Genomic DNA, 15,427 nt, shown 5'->3' on the forward strand with positions numbered 1-15,427 from the left:
ACCATGAATCTGGTAGATTCATGGAGGCTCCATAGAGGGAGCCTGTCGAGCCATGCCCAAGCGTATCTTGCCGCTTATTCCACGCCAGCTGATCGTGGAGGAGGTCATTGTCGAAACCGAGCGCATCGTGATCAATTGCCGGTCGCGGTTGTCTGCGCCCCGCTGTCCCAGCTGCCGACGCGTGTCGTCGCGGATGCACAGCAGATACAAGCGACGCATCGCCGATCTCCCATGGCAGGGGTGCCCGGTAGTACTCTGTATTCACGTTCGTCGGTTGCGGTGTGCCAACCGGAGTTGTGAGCAGCGTATCTTCGCCGAACGCGCTGAGGACGTTGCCGCCCGTCACGCTCGTCGCACGCTGCGCGTGCGTGATGTCCAGCGTTCCGTCGGCCTAGCCCTTGGCGGCGAAGCGGGTGCTCGTCTCATTGAGCGGCTTGGCATGCGCGTCAGTGCTGACACGATGCTTCGGATCGTTCGCGCTGATCGGCAGGTCCACCAGGGTGCGCCGCGTGTCCTGGGCGTTGACGATTGGGCATGGCGAAAGGGGCAGCGGTACGGCACCGTGCTGGTGGATCTCGAGGCCCACCAAGTCGTTGACTTGCTGCCGGATAGGGAGAGCGAGACCCTTGCCGACTGGCTGAAGTCCCACCCCGGCGCAGAGATTATCGCACGCGATCGGGCCGGCAGCTATGCCAAGGGCGCGCGCGAAGGTGCCCCTTTGGCTCGGCAGGTTGCTGATCGCTGGCACATGCTGCGCAATTGTTCGGATGCAATGCTCTCCGTCGTGGAAAGGCGATATAAGCTCGTTCGCGAAGTTGGACGCTCGCTGGCGAATGATGATGCTCAGGATCCACCGCCAGAACGACCAGCAACCCAGGGAATGTCCGGCAACGCGCTCGATCATCAAAGGCGAAGCCGAGCGCGGCGGAACAAGATGTTCGATGCGGTCGTCAGCCTGCGCGACAAAGGCTGGACCATTTCGGCAATCGCGCACGAAACCGGCCGAGATCGCAAGACGATCCGCCAGTGGCTTCTCGACAAACATCCTGGAACCTGGGAACGCGGATCGCGTCACCCCGCGAACGCCTTCGAAACATATCTCGTCTCGCGCTGGGAGGAAGGCTGCCGCAATGCCACTCAGCTTTACCGCGAGGTGTGCGGGCTCGGCTATCGTGGCGAAGCGCGCAGCTTTCGTCGCTGGATCAAGGCTCGGTTACGCGATGGCCTGTCGCCGTCTACAGCGCCATCCACCAGACACCCACGCTGGAAAGCACCATCCTCGCGACAGACGGTCAGGCTTCTCACCACGTCCAGCGATACACTCTGCCAGGACGATGCGCGGTTCGTCGATGCCGTGCGCGCCGCCTCGCCCATAATCGCGGAATGTGCCGACCTCGCGCGGCGTTTCCACGCAATACTGGTCGGACGCGACCCCGTAGAGTTCGAGCCATGGCTCGCCCAGGCACTTGGAAGCGCCATTGCTTCGTTCGCGCGCGGCCTCCGGCGCGATATCGATGCGGTGCGCGCCGCATTGATTTTACCGTGGAGCACTGGACCGGTCGAAGGCAAGATCAACAAGCTGAAGCTCATCAAGCGTTCCATGTACGGACGGGCTGGCCTCGACCTACTCCGGGCGCGTATCATGGTATGACACCTGCACCGAAATTGCGGGAGAGCCCAAAAGTGGGCTTTGAAAATTCCCTAGTTGGTGGCCCCTTCATCTCATTCTGCCGGGGCTAGCCCCGGCAGAATGAGATGAGCCAACATTGTCCTCATCTCCTTTGCAGACGCGGAGACGGGGCCGATGATCCGACTTGGAGAATTGATGATGATCCTCGAACTACATCGGCAGGGCGTATCGATAGCCGCGTTCACTGACATCCATGACACGGCAGAGCAGTTCAACGGGCCAACGATGCCGCCAGCTATGCGTATTTCGCAAAAGTCGGACAGCTGCTTCGCTAAATCCCGGACAAGCGCTTCAGTAAATCCGGGACAGCTGGTTTAGGCATTGGATGCCTGGTTGCTGTTAGGGTTGAGTGATTTCCGGATTTGGATCCTGGGTCAAGCCTGAAGGCGCTTTTTGTCGTCGCATGCTGTCGCCTTCGAGGGCGATGCGATGAGCGTTATGGATGATGCGATCGAGGATGGCGTCGGCGATGGTCGGCTCGCCGATCATTTCGTGCCATGCCGCCACGGGGAGCTGGGCAGTGATCAAAGTGGATTTCCGGCGGTAACGTTCTTCGAAGATTTCCAGGAGGTCGAGACGCTGCTGATCATTGAGGCTGTGCGTGCCCCAGTCGTCGAGAATGAGCAGCTGGACGCGTGCAAGTTTGTCGACCACGCGTGGGAAGCGACCGTCGAGGCGCGCGAGTGCAAGATCTTCGAACAGGCGCGGCATGCGCAGATATAAGACGGAGTGATCCTGACGCGCCGCTTGTCGCCCGAATGCGCAACCCAGCCACGTCTTTCCTGTGCCGGTTTGGCCAGTGATGATGAGATTTTCGCGGGCATTGAGCCACGCGCCTTGCGCGAGTGAGAGGATATTACGTCGGTCCATGCCTCGGCGTGCGGCGAAGTCGACATTCTCGATACAGGCGTCGACGAAGCGAAGCTTTGCGCTGGCAAGCCGGTTGGTCAGCCGCCGGTCGGCACGAGCGGCGATCTCGCGGTCCAGCATGAGCCCGAGCCATTCGTCGCGGGTCAGGTCGCCTGAAGTGTCCTGCTCGGCAATGTCGCGCCACGCGGCCGCGATGCCCGCTAGCCCCAAGCTATGCATTTGATCAAGGGTAGGATGCGTCAGCACAAGATCGTCCTTTCATTATTGGTAATAGGACCCGCCACGGATGTTGCCGTGCGCCGGTGTTGGTTTGAGCGGCCCCGTTGTCGGCTGGATCTTGTCGAGCCCGGCTTTGAGGATGGCGTTGACTGAAGAGTAGGTGACGGCACCGATCACCAGCGCCCGGTCGCAGGCCGCTTCGAGCCGATCGTGCTCATAGCGCCGAGCAAGGGAGAGGATGCCCATAGCAGAGCGATAACCCTGCTCGGGGTGCGGCTTGTCGACCATCAACCTTTCCACGAACATCGCTGTGTTAGGACCGGTTTTCCTGGCACGTTCGATCAGGCTTGCTGGTGATATGTTCGCATAGCGCTGATGCGACTTGGGCATATGCTCGTTCACCGTGACATGCCCGCGGCGCTGCGATGTCCGCATATGGCTGGCGACCCGCACATGATCGTAGAAGATTTCTACCACCCGGTGCGTCAGCCGAACATCCACCTGCCGGCCGATCAGCCGATGCGGTACCGAGTAGAAGGTCTTATCCGCCTCGATATGATAATCAGGGTGAACGCGGGCCGTTTTCCACTCGGCATATTCGAACACTGACGTGGGCAACGCTGCCAGAGCTGTCCGTTCGATCTCCTCGAAGATCGCCCGGCGGGATTTGCCGACATGGCGCATGGGCCGATCATTGAGATCAACCAGCAGGTCCGCGATCGCAGCATTGAGATCCGCCAGGCTGAAGAAGCGCCGATTGCGCAGACGCGCCAGGATCCAGCGCTCTACTATCAACACAGCGCCCTCGACCTTTCCTTTGTCGCGTGGTCGCCGGCTCCGGGTTGGCAGGATCGTCGTATCGTAATGCTCGGCCATCGCTGCAAAGGTCGCGCTGAGCGTGGGCTCGAACCATAGCGCTTTGACAACGCCTGACTTGAGATTGTCGCACACAATCGCGCGCGGGACCCCGCCGATAAAGCTCAGCGCACGGCACTGAGCGTCGATCCAGTCCGGCAGCTGCTGGCTCAGGCTTGCCATCGCAAAGGTGAACGAGGAAGCGCCAAGAACCGCCACGAAGATCTGCGCCGGGGTGATGACGCAAGTCACAGGATCGATCAGCGGAACGGTTTGACCAGCATAGTCGGTTTGCATCACGGCGCCCGCCTCATGCCGATTGCGGAAGCTGACATGGGTCCGCCGCTGGAAGGACAGGAATCGATCGCAAAACCAGGTATAGCCGTACCCGTTGGGATGAGCGGCCCGATATTCCTGCCATAGCAAGACCAGCGTCACGCCCTTGCGCTTGATCTCCCGCGCAACGAGCGGCCAATCCGGTTCTTCCCGATCCTGCGCAGGGCGGCCCACACGCCGGAATACAAGCCGTTCAACCGCAGCGTCATCGTCATAGCCCGGCGGCAATGGCCAGACTGTTAGCCCCGCCTGCCGCGCGCGCAGCAGGTACGTCGACACTGTCGTCTTGCTCAGCTTCAGCCGCTCTGACACGGCCCGTACCGACAAACCCTGCTCGTAGGTCAGCCAGTCCGGCAGAGTCTCGGTCCAGCTTCCTTCAGCGTATGTGAGGCTGGATGCACCGAGCACTGCCACGAAGATATGGGCATCACGGATTTCGCCAGTCAGCCGGTCGACCACGATCCCGATCTTGTCCCCGGCATAATCGACGAACAGCTTCTCCCCAGGTGCATGGTTCTGCCGCATCGTAACCGGCAACTTCATGGCCCAGCTACGATACAGATCGCAAAATCGGCTATATCGATAGCCGTCGGGATGCTCCGCGATATACTCGTCCCACAGCACCTGCAATGTTACATGCTTGCGCTTCAACTCGCGGTGGAGCTGCGCCCAGTCGGGTTCCGGACAACGGCGATGTCCCGTCTTCTTGCCCGCATCGCGATATAGCGATGCCTCGAGCGCTGCATCGCTAAGTGCATCATCCAGCGGCCAGCTCAGGCCCGCATCCGCTGCCCGCTTCAGGGTCGCGCGCACTGTCGAGGGCACTGCGCCCACCCGCAGCGATATCGCCTTGTAGCCCAGTTCCTGTTCGAACCGGTATCTCAATATCTCGCGGACACGCCGCATGCTCACCCTTTCCGCCGGCATCGCTCAACTCCTCGGACACATCCAAAAGAGCGAACATAACCCCGCCAGCGAACCCGGGCAGACCCACCCCGCAAGGGGGCGACATCATCTCGGAATCAGGGGGCGACTATTTCTCGGAACATGGGGGCGGCATCAATTCGGAATGAGGGGGCGGCTTGCCTCGGAATCAGCAAACAGATGTCGTTATCCCGCCCAAGCGTAATCGAAAGACGCAACGGTACTACGACAGCGAACTCTACAAAGAGCGCAATCGCGTCGAGCGCTTCTTCGCCAAACTCAAGCAGTTCCGACGGGTGGCAACCCGATACGACAAGCTGCTCGCCAACTTCATGGGCTTCGTCAAACTCGCTGCCATCGCTATATGGCTCCGATAGTTAAATCGTCACCACGACCTAAGTCGCGGACAGGCATTTCATTAAATACGGGACAGTGATTCCGCTAAATCCCGGACAGGGTTTGGGACGGGATCAAGGTTAGGCTTTGTGATGCGCCGCTCTGGCATTGTTGCTCCTCATCGTTGCGATGGGAGGGGTGATGCCAAGGCGGAAGCAGACGAGACGAACCGACGTGAAAGACATGCGATCGATCCTCCGGCTGGCAGCCCATACGCGCGCGCTGTCGATGTTCGGTGGTGCGCCCGCGTTGTTCGTGCCCGACAATGCCAAGGTCGCGGTCATCAAGGCATGCCTGTACGATCCTCAGGTCAACCGCAGCTATGCCGAAATGGCTGCGCATTACGACAGCACGGTGCTGCCGACGCGACCACGGCGACCGCGCGACAAGGCAAAGGTCGAAGCTGCAGTTCTGATCGTCGAGCGCTGGCTGTTTGGACTTGTAACGGATTTGCGCCGGTCACCTGAGCGATTAGAGCTCGCAACAGGAGCCCGACGAGATGATCAAGCACACAGAAGAGTTCAAGCAGGAGGCGGTGCGCATCGCGCTGACCAGCGGGTTACCCCGCGACCGGGTCGCATCGGATTTGGGGATAGGTAAGTCGACACTGGGCAAATGGGTGTCACAGTATCGGCCATCTGACCTGGCGGCAGCGCCGCAGGCAGATCTGGCGCGTGAGAATGAACGCCTTCGCCTTGAGAACCGTGTGCTGCGGGAGGAGAGGGAAGTGCTAAAAAACCGTCGCCGGCTGAGCCCGCCTGTGCGCGGTAGAAACGGGTCGTGCTATGGTGCGGTCGGGAGGGTCGCGGCCGATGGCTTATTGGAGGCATGATACCCCGTTAAAAAACGTGGCCCGTGGGTGTTTGCGTACTTGAGAGTGGTGACGCCGTCTTGCGGCGATCCCGGTTAGGAAGATGACGTTTAGCATCGCCCATACCCTCCTGTTTTGAAGGAGGACTTGGAATGGAACGATCAAAATCCGGCGCGTTGTCTATGGTCAATCCGCGCGCCGCTGCCATCGACATCGGGTCGACTATGCATATGGCGGCCATAAATCCCAACGCCGACGATAATCCGGTACGAGCGTTTGGCACATTCACCGGCGATCTCCATGATATGGCCCGCTGGTTCAAGACATATGGCGTCACTACTGTCGCGATGGAATCGACCGGTGTTTACTGGATTCCGGCCTATGAAGTGCTTGAAGGACACGGCTTTGAGGTGATCCTGGTCAATGCGCGATATGCCAAGAATGTACCGGGTCGCAAAACCGACGTCAGTGACGCTGCATGGTTGCAACGCCTGCACAGCTACGGGCTGCTGCGGGGGAGTTTCCGTCCCGAGGCGGGCGTGGCGACCATGCGTGCCTATCTGCGGCAGCGCGAGCGGCTGATCGAATATGCTGCCTCACATATTCAGCACATGCAGAAGGCGCTGATGGAAATGAATGTGCAACTCCATCACGTCGTCTCCGACATTACCGGCGTGACAGGAATGCGGATAATCAGGGCCATTGTGAGCGGGGAACGTACGCCCAGCACGCTGGCACAAATGCGCGACGTCCGCTGCCACGCGACTATTGAGACCATCTGTGCGGCATTATCGGGGAACTGGCGCGACGAACATATCTTCGCGCTTGGCCAGTCTCTGGCCCTGTTCGACTTCTACCAAACCAAAGTTCTCGAATGTGATCGAAAGCTTGAGATCGCACTCAAGGCGCTCGAAATCAACGAGGGACATGATGTTCGCCAACTCCCAAAAGTCCGGACCAAAAGGCGACAGGTGAACACGCCCGACTTCGAGGTCCGGTCAGCGCTCTATCGCGTGCTGGGCGTCGACCTGACACAGATCCACGGAATCGGCCCTTCGCTCGCGCTCAAACTGGTTGGCGAGTGCGGCACCGATCTTGCCGCATGGCCCAGTTCGAAGCATTTTACGTCTTGGTTGTGCCTGGCACCAGGCAACAAGATATCGGGGGGTAAGTTGCTGTCGTCCAAAACCCGACGATCTTCGAGCCGCGCTGCAGCACTCCTGCGTCTGGCCGCAACCACCATCGGTCGAAGTGACACCGCGCTGGGCGCTTTTTACCGAAGGCTGTCGGCGCGCGCTGGAAAAGCAAAAGCGGTCACCGCAACCGCACGCAAAATCGCCGTGCTGTTCTATAACAGCCTGCGCCACGGCATGGCGTATCATGATCCCGGCGCCTCACAATATGAGGAGCGCTATCGCAGTCGGGTGATCGGAAATCTGCAGCGCCGCGCCAAGGCCTTCGGCTTCATCCTGCACGAAATGCCTGGGGAGCCTGATATGGCTGTTTCTTAGGAAGGCCACGCAGTTCTTCGCGAGCCAAAAGCCGTGAAGTTCGCTTTTGTGCATAGCTGGCGGCACCGATGGCCCGTTGAACTGCTCTGCCGTGTCATGCTTGTCAGTGAGCGCGGCTATCGTTCCTGGCGCTCGCGACCGATCAGTCGGCGGGAGCGGACGGATATGAAAGTGCTGGCCCATATCAGGGAACAGTACAGCCTCAGCCTTGGCAGCTATGGTCGTCCGAGGATGACCATGGAACTCAAAGAGGTTGGGCTCGACGTTGGCGAACGCCGGGTCGGGCGGCTGATGAAAATCAACGGGATCAAGCCGGTCCGCACGCGCAAGCACAAGGTCACGACCGACAGCCACCATCGCCTGGGGGTCGCAGCGAACTGGCTGGACGGCGACTTCGCCGCCGATGCGCCCAACCGTAAGTGGGCGGGCGACATCACCTATATCTGGACCTCAGAAGGCTGGCTCTACCTTGCCGTCATTCTCGACCTGCATAGCCGTCGCGTCGTGGGCTGGGCAGTCAGCGACAGAATGAAGAAGGACTTGGCGATCAGAGCGCTGGATATGGCGGTGCGCCTGCGCCAGCCTCCGGAAGGCTGCTTTTTTCATTCGGATCGTGGCAGCCAATATTGTTCTTACGACTATCAGAAAAAGCTGCAGGCCTATGGCCTGCGTCCATCGATGAGCGGCAAGGGAAATTGCTACGACTGTGATTATGTTGCTGCGGCTTGATGGTCTGACCCATGCTACGATTGACCCCGTGTCATTGCGTTGACGTGTCGGCCATCAAGTCGCCCTGGCAACGGGCGAGATGTGACTTGATAGGAGCCTGACGGGTTTGCCCCTTCACAGTCCTGTCCTTCTCTGAACGGTGCCCGGGCACCGTTCAGAGAAGGACAGGACATGACCAATACCAACATCAGCGGCGTCATTATCGGTGTCGATACCCATAAATCCATCCATGTTGCCGTGGCAATCGATAACAACGGCAGCCGATTGACGGCCTTTTCGGCTCCAGCGACAACAAAGGGCTATAAATTGCTCGAGGACTGGGCGTGTGCGTTGGGCACCATCACAGCCTTTGGCATCGAGGGGACTGGATCATACGGAGCCGGGCTGTCTCGCCATCTTCTGGCCCAGGGCCATAAAGTCATCGAGGTCACCAGACCTAATCGACAGTTGCGCTATCAACATGGCAAAAGCGATAGCCTCGACGCTGAAGGCGCCGCACGGTCGGTGCTGGGCGGACAGGCGATCGCCCAACCCAAAACGCAAACAGGATCCGTCGAGATGATCCGGCATCTCAAAATCGCACGCGACACAGCAGTCAAATGCCGGTCGCAGGCCATGGTGACCCTGAAAACCCTGATCATCAACGCACCTGCGGCGCTGCGCGACACGCTCGATCAGATAAACGGAAAAATCGCGCTGATCCGATATATTGCTGCACTCAGGCCCGGCGCAATGACCTCGACGATCGCATCGGCCAAAACCGCCTTGCGGGCCTTGGCACAACGCTGGCTGGCTCTACACGAAGAAATTCAGTCGCACGACAAGGCGCTCGAGCAACTGGTCATGGCCAACGCACCAACGTTGCTGGCATCGCACGGGATCGCGACGATGACGGCGGCAGAAATGCTTATACTGGTCGGCGATGATCCCACCCGAATCCGCTCCGAAGCTGCACTCGCCAAGCTCTGCGGGGTGTGTCCCATCCCCGCATCAAGTGGCAAGACCAACCGCTTCCGACTCAACCGTGGTGGAAACCGGCAAGCCAATGCCGCGCTATATCGGGTTGCAATCGTTCGGATGCGCAACCATCCGCCGACACTTGCCTATGTCAGCAAACGAAAAATGGAGGGAAAGAGCAACCGGGAGATTATACGCTGCCTTAAGCGATACATCGTTCGCGAAATCTTTACCCACCTATGTCGCCCAAAAGCATCTCTGACCAGCGCTTGACAAATATAGGAGCCTCAATGCGTCCGTCGAGACCTTCTTCAAATCCCTGAAGGCCGAACTCATCTGGCGGCAGAGCTGGCCGACGCGGCGTCAGGCAGAAGCCGCCATCTTCCAGTACATCAATGGCTTCTACAACACCCGTCGTCGCCATTCATATCTGGGCGGCATCAGCCCGCTCGCGTTCGAAGCCAAGGTGGCATAATGAGATAGGTGACCGGCACAAAACATGGGATAATCGCGGCGCGATTCGTCCCGGGCATCAGCATTTTGATATAGCTGACAGGGGTGGTTGCCCCCCGATATGATGGAAAAACGGGCTCACGATTGGCACCGGGCCCAAGCATCGCACGGAGAGCAACCATGAAACAGTATATAGGCTTTGACGTTTCACTAAAAGATACCGCGATTTCCATTCGTCAGGATGGAAAACGGATCTGGCGCGGCAAGTGCGCATCGGATCCCCAGATCCTGGCGCAGATAGTCCGCAAACACGCCCCGCATGCGGAGCGGGTGGTATTCGAGACAGGTCCATTGTCGACATGGTTCTATCATGCATTAACGGCGGCGGGAGTTCCCGCGGTCTGCATCGAAGCGCGTCATGCGCAGAAAATATTGAACGAGACGCTCAACAAGACTGATGCCAATGATGCTGACGGTCTGGCCCAACTGGCAGAAGCCGGCTTTTACAAGGCGGTCAGGGTGAAGTCGTTCGACGCCATGTTGACCCGCACACTGGTGGGCGCCCGCAACCTGTTGCTTACCATCTCAACGCAGCTGAGCAATCAGATCCGCGGGGTCATGAAGACGTTTGGCATCATCGTTCCCAAGGGTACAGGCCGTGTATTCGACGGGAATGTCCGCGAGCTTCTGGACGGCAGGGATGGCCTGGCACAGATCATATTGCCTTTGCTAGAGGCCTGGCGCGACATCCGCAAGCGCGCCGCAGAACTTGATCGTCAGTTGCTCGCCGCAGCCCGGCAAAGCCAGGCAATCAAGTTGCTGATGACGATCCCGGGAGTCGGGGCGGTCACGGCCGTCTCCTATGCTGCGGCGATCGAAGACCCAGCAAACTTCAAAACTTCACGCGCGGTCGGCGCCTGGCTCGGGCTTACCACGCGGCGTTACCAATCAGGCGAAGTGGATTATGACGGCCACATCTCGCGGCGAGGCGACAACTATCTGCGCGGCCTCTTATACGAGGCGGCAACGGTCATTCTCACGCGTACCCACGCTAGCAACCAGAGCGGCCTCAAAGACTGGGGCCTCAGGCTGCGCGAGCGGCTGGGTTTCAAGCGCGCCGCGGTCGCTGTGGCCCGCAAACTGGCAGTCATCATGCACACAATGCTCAATACAGGAGAGGCATTCAACACATCGGCTGGCGTCACCGCATAACCAATTCACCTGCTTAACTTCTCAGCGCGTCAGCATCTGACGTATTGAGGCGTCCCTGCCGCGGACGTGGGTCAGGTCATTCCGCTTTAACGGCTGCAGCTTTTTAAAGACTGCGCACAAAACATAGGAAGACCTTGCCTGCGGAGACCCATCATGCGGCGGCTTTATGCCGACCGCGAAGACAACCCTGCTCCCGGCATACGAAAACCCTCGCGCGACACGCCGTATTGAGAAAAACAAGCACAAGGTTGATTAACGTGTCGACGCCCTGCCCGACGCGATTAGCCTTCCCATGCCAACCACGCTTGACTGCAGGGATGCGATTATACAACCGTTACAAGTCCAGACGGTGCTCTGCAAAGTGCGGGACATGGAGAATGCGGTTCGCGCCGTACTACGCGAAAGCGGGCTCAAAGTGGGAGCTCCAGGGCGCAAGCTGTTCGCCACGCGGGTGCGCGAACTCGCTGAAACCGATCCTTCGCTGGCGGATATTACAGAACCCTTGCTGGCCATCATCGCCGCCATGCACTGCCAACTTGAACGGCTGACACGCCGTGTTCTTGAGGCTGTTCGAGTTGAACCGATCTGCCGACAGTTGATGACCGTGCCCGGCGTGGGGCCGCTGACGGCGCTCGCCTTTCGCGCGACGGTGGATCGACCTGACCGCTTCCGACGATCTCGCGATGTCGGTGCCCACCTTGGCCTGACTCCAAGGCGATATCAATCGGGTGAAACAGATGTGCAGGGACGCGTCAGCCGGTGCGGCGATGAACTCGCGCGCACATTGCTTTACGAGGCGGCCCATACGTTGTTGACCCGATGCAAGAAATGGTCGGCGCTCAAGGCCTGGGGCATAGGTATTGCCAAGCGGCGGGGGATGGCAAAGGCCCGCGTCGCTGTCGCCCGTAAGCTCGCAGTGATCCTGCATCGGATGTGGAGCGATCAGACCGAGTTTCGCTGGGGGAAGGTTCCTGCAGGCCAGGCAGCATGAGGAGGCACAATCAGAATCCCGCCTGAGAAGACGGGTAGCGTCGTTCCCATGGGGACGAAGGGCAAGACGATCTCGCTTAGAGTCCGGAACCTCAGCCCAGCTGAAGGTCGCGAAACAGATTGAGACGCCTTGCTCTCCATGACCCCATTATGCGGCGGCCTTGCGCCGACCGCGGAGAGAAGCGAGTGATCCATGGGAACGATCACGTAATCGAGGAAGCAGCTTGACCCAAAGGGCCCCAATCAGAGAAGACTCTTAGCAGCGCCACGTAGCATGGTTCATCCACACAGCGACTTGGGGATCGACTCCGCTGCGCCAGCTGCGGGTGAAAGCACATGCTACTCACGAAACACTCTGTGCACTCGGTCTGGCAAATCAAGGTCACTCACGGGCGAAAGACAGCATCTCCGTATCTCGTCCGCATATGCTGAGCTACCGAACTACGATAGCGTCTCTGCCGCCACGTCGTCGGGCTGTGATAGACGCCAATCGCCTTCCAGTAATTGCCGTTCGAGCGCAGGGCAGATAAGAATATCCACCTTGCAGCCTCCGCGTTGAAGCAGGGATCAAACCGCAGCCAATGTCGAACCTGAACAGGTGCACGCCCAACAAGCGCAGCGATGCGAGGTATCCACCAACTGTTGATCTGCAAGGGACCAAGATCGTAAGAGCCATTGATGTTACGAACCTCAGCGCCGATCCAGCCCGCTTCCTGATCGCGCAATCCCCAAAGCGTTTTCTCGAGCCAGGGCTGACCAAGCGAGGCTCGCCGAATACAGGCGGAGATCCGCAAGTCCCCCTCGTCAGAAGACTTCGAAAGTGTGGGGGCGGTGTACAATGCCATAGTGATGACGGCAGTGCATAGCAGCCTGGGGATGCCGTATGACCTCATCCGACCCTCCTGATAGCGGTTCCAGGCGTAGTGATCGTATTGGTCGGATCACTGTAAAGTGACAGCGCCGCAACTGGGCCACCTTTCAGAAATGCATAGAGCGCTCTCCCCGAACTGATCTCGGCGGCGGCGCTACGAGCGAAAGAAGTCCAGCTGTCAGGCCCGGTCCATCCAATGCGTCTGAAGGAAACTCTACACCTTCCGGTCAGGCGCGACGTACGGAATTCAAACCCATGCAGAGGTGGGACAGCGCCCGCGAAGCGCTTTCCCTGGGTCAGCTGAACGGCAAACTTACAGCGAAGCATAGGCAGTTACCTTATCGTTCGGGGCCATGGGAGGGTCCGGGTCGATGCGCAGGAGATTCGCTTTCCCGGTCGATGCCGGTTTTCGGCGCTGTCCATTCGGCGCGCGCATGGTCGAGAATGCCTGCGAGAAACCTGTCGAGCACCTGCGCGATGTTCCGGGCACCGTCGGCAAGATGCTCAGCCGCGCCACGGGGTGAGCGGTCACGATAGTGGAGTTGTCGCTCGAGCGCCCGATCGCGCCGCTCGTTTCGGTCTCGCTCCTGCTCGGCCCTCAAATTTTCCAGATGGCCTTCCCGGCGTTTCGAGAAGGCATCTACGCGGTCAGTCTTCAACCGGCCCAACCCTTCCGACGAAGACGTCTTCTCTCCTGATTGGCGCTCGAGCTTGCCAATCAGTTCCTTGACGTTGTTGGTCCATAGCCTGGCACCGAATGCCGCGCGGGTAATGGCAGTGTAGAAATTCTGGGCGTTGACCAGCGGCGATTCGACCGGCGCCAGCACGAAAACGCGCGGATAGGTTTTGGACTGGGCGGAATAGACCGTCTCTGCATAACCATGATCCCAGGTCCGGTGTTCCGACAGATTAACCTGCTGCACGCGCCCATCTCGATCCCAGCGGATCGTCGCTACCGGCCCATCAAGTTTTTCTGCGGTGCCGCGCTCCGCATTGCGTAGCCCGAGTTCGCGATTGACGAGCCGCCACTGCATACGGTCACCCTCCGCAATATCCCGTTCTTCAGGATTGAACACATTGATGTGGCGGGCCTTCGTCGTCTGCGGATCCCAGCGTATGACGCGCCCCTGATCGTCGACAAAACGCACAACCTGGCGCCCATTGACCTCCCGGCCTAGTCCAGCGACCCGATAGTCGGCGTGCCGTGCGATACCGAGGTCTGCAATGTCCCGCTCGAAACGCACCACCTGTCCTGCCCCGTAGAAGCGGGCCATATGCTTCTGGATATTGGTCGAGCCCGCTGGGGCCAGGATGGAAAACCTACTATCCTCGGCGGCCAGCCCATTCTCGTTTTTCAGCGCTTCGCGAATCTTACTGTTGACGATCAGCCGGGTCGCATTGTCGAGAACAAGGATATTGGTCCCTGCCCGTGATTCCGGCTTGAGCCGTATCCAGGCATTGACGACCTGCTCCGCCATCTTTTCATTGTCGTCGACGGTGTTGACGCTATCGAGCTTTGCCAATGCCTCGGCAAAGTTCCCGGCGCGCGCGGCGGTAACGGCAGCCTTGATCGATTTCGTTTCCTGCCGAACGGCTTGCGTCAACTCGACCGTCGGCAAGCCCAGCCTTCGCATCAACCAGAAGGGTTTGCCCTGCTCGATCGCCCCGGTCTGTTTCTCGTCTCCGAGGAAAAGCAGCCGTGCGCCGGTTGTCCCGCTGATCTCCAGCATCCGCTGGGCCTGGCGGCTGCCGAGCTGCCCTGCTTCATCGAGAACCAGCACATGGCGGTCCGTGATTCCCTGCCCGCCGCGCGCGACGAAGCTGGCGACAGTATGAGACATGATGTTCGCCTTGCTTCCCAGTTCCGCAGCGGCCGATGATGTGGGTGCTAATGCAATCAATGACGTTCCCGGCTCGGCCGCCTCAGCGAGAACTCTCACCAGCGTCGATTTTCCAGAACCGGCAACACCGTGAATCGCCGTGACCCGATCCCGCGTCAGCGCCGTCTCGACAAGTGCGCGCTGCTGCTGCGTGTTGAGCGACGTCCCGTCGAGCACGGCCAGCAAGCGATCGCTGGTGGCGATTGGACGCGCGTCATCAAGGCCAAGCGCGATATGCTGGGTCAATGCCAGCTCCAGACGCCAGGACTTCCGGCTGGTGCGGCCACGGGTCAACACCCTGTCACCGGTCTGATCATGGGTCGGCAGCAATTTGCGCAGGACCTCATGTGCTGCGATCCGGGGACGGATATCGTCGAGCCGGACTTCACCGACATAGGCAGCAAGACCAGTGCGCAATATATCGCCTAAATTGTTGACCGCCTCGGATGTCTCCAGTTGCCGCAAGCCAAAAAGAGCCGCACGCGACGCATCGCGTTCCGTGGGCGCCGGATGCTCCCCTTCCAGACCCCGCGCCAGCGCAGCAATCTCCTGCAGCGTTTCGACACGCTTGCCTGTCCGCTTGCATATTGGGGTTGGCATTTATTTCAGCCTTGGTTGAATTGGTGCCGACCTGTCTGGGGTCATGACCCCGGACAGGTCGGAGCGGATAGGCTGTGCCTGTCCTTGGGCATAAAGCTCGCGATCCTCAGCAAAGCCGTCCGC

At 59.6% G+C, this 15,427-nt stretch carries 7 protein-coding genes and 6 pseudogenes; 10 read left to right on the plus strand and 3 right to left on the minus strand.

Annotated features, from left to right (window positions below; genetic code table 11):
• Positions 1 to 52: 52 nt before the first annotated feature.
• A complete protein-coding gene (locus ACZ2HM_RS13030) occupies positions 53 to 1,651 on the plus strand; it encodes an ISL3 family transposase (protein ID WP_470425395.1) in 1,599 nt (532 codons plus the stop codon).
• Between the two features lie 378 nt (positions 1,652 to 2,029).
• Here the strand turns inward: ACZ2HM_RS13030 and istB are convergent, their stop codons facing one another.
• Positions 2,030 to 2,779 carry an IS21-like element helper ATPase IstB gene (istB, locus tag ACZ2HM_RS13035; RefSeq protein WP_370569475.1) on the minus strand — a complete coding sequence of 250 codons (750 nt, stop codon included), beginning with the start codon at positions 2,777 to 2,779 and terminating at the stop codon, positions 2,030 to 2,032.
• A 42-nt stretch (positions 2,780 to 2,821) separates the two neighbouring features.
• Positions 2,822 to 4,594: an IS21 family transposase gene (gene istA / locus ACZ2HM_RS13040; RefSeq protein WP_470426854.1), complete on the minus strand. Its 1,773-nt coding sequence runs from the start codon at positions 4,592 to 4,594 to the stop codon at positions 2,822 to 2,824.
• Positions 4,595 to 5,064: 470 nt separating this feature from the next.
• Between istA and ACZ2HM_RS13045 the strand changes: the two are divergent.
• The 9 genes and pseudogenes from ACZ2HM_RS13045 to ACZ2HM_RS13085 form a co-directional block, all read left to right on the plus strand.
• A pseudogene (locus tag ACZ2HM_RS13045) lies at positions 5,065 to 5,271 on the plus strand (transposase); the annotation flags it as partial.
• A 229-nt stretch (positions 5,272 to 5,500) separates the two neighbouring features.
• A pseudogene (locus ACZ2HM_RS13050) lies at positions 5,501 to 5,728 on the plus strand (IS21 family transposase); the annotation flags it as partial.
• Positions 5,729 to 5,789: 61 nt separating this feature from the next.
• Positions 5,790 to 6,026: pseudogene (locus ACZ2HM_RS13055) on the plus strand (transposase); the annotation flags it as partial.
• 227 nt (positions 6,027 to 6,253) lie between these two features.
• Complete coding sequence (locus ACZ2HM_RS13060; protein ID WP_048578827.1) at positions 6,254 to 7,612, plus strand: IS110 family RNA-guided transposase; 1,359 nt, start codon at positions 6,254 to 6,256, stop codon at positions 7,610 to 7,612.
• Positions 7,613 to 8,317: pseudogene (locus tag ACZ2HM_RS13065) on the plus strand (IS3 family transposase); the annotation flags it as partial. It lies immediately after the preceding gene.
• Positions 8,318 to 8,512: 195 nt separating this feature from the next.
• Complete coding sequence (locus ACZ2HM_RS13070) at positions 8,513 to 9,571, plus strand: IS110 family RNA-guided transposase (protein ID WP_470425396.1); 1,059 nt, start codon at positions 8,513 to 8,515, stop codon at positions 9,569 to 9,571.
• 16 nt (positions 9,572 to 9,587) lie between these two features.
• Positions 9,588 to 9,773, plus strand: a pseudogene (locus ACZ2HM_RS13075) (IS3 family transposase); the annotation flags it as partial.
• A gap of 158 nt (positions 9,774 to 9,931) precedes the next feature.
• Positions 9,932 to 10,963: an IS110 family RNA-guided transposase gene (locus ACZ2HM_RS13080; protein ID WP_086486315.1), complete on the plus strand. Its 1,032-nt coding sequence runs from the start codon at positions 9,932 to 9,934 to the stop codon at positions 10,961 to 10,963.
• Positions 10,964 to 11,312: 349 nt separating this feature from the next.
• A pseudogene (locus ACZ2HM_RS13085) lies at positions 11,313 to 11,954 on the plus strand (IS110 family RNA-guided transposase); the annotation flags it as partial.
• Positions 11,955 to 13,162: 1,208 nt separating this feature from the next.
• Here the strand turns inward: ACZ2HM_RS13085 and ACZ2HM_RS13090 are convergent.
• Complete coding sequence (locus tag ACZ2HM_RS13090) at positions 13,163 to 14,881, minus strand: ATP-dependent DNA helicase (protein ID WP_470426855.1); 1,719 nt, start codon at positions 14,879 to 14,881, stop codon at positions 13,163 to 13,165.
• Positions 14,882 to 15,427 lie beyond the last annotated feature (546 nt).

It is taken from the genome of Sphingobium sp. KKT206 (assembly GCF_055640555.1).

Coding starts and splice junctions, on each gene's coding strand:
- istB (WP_370569475.1), bottom strand. CDS start 2,779: ATGCATAGCTTGGGGCTAGCGGGCATCGCGGCCGCGTGGCGCGACATT.
- ACZ2HM_RS13080 (WP_086486315.1), top strand. CDS start 9,932: ATGAAACAGTATATAGGCTTTGACGTTTCACTAAAAGATACCGCGATT.
- ACZ2HM_RS13070 (WP_470425396.1), top strand. CDS start 8,513: ATGACCAATACCAACATCAGCGGCGTCATTATCGGTGTCGATACCCAT.
- ACZ2HM_RS13030 (WP_470425395.1), top strand. CDS start 53: ATGCCCAAGCGTATCTTGCCGCTTATTCCACGCCAGCTGATCGTGGAG.
- ACZ2HM_RS13060 (WP_048578827.1), top strand. CDS start 6,254: ATGGAACGATCAAAATCCGGCGCGTTGTCTATGGTCAATCCGCGCGCC.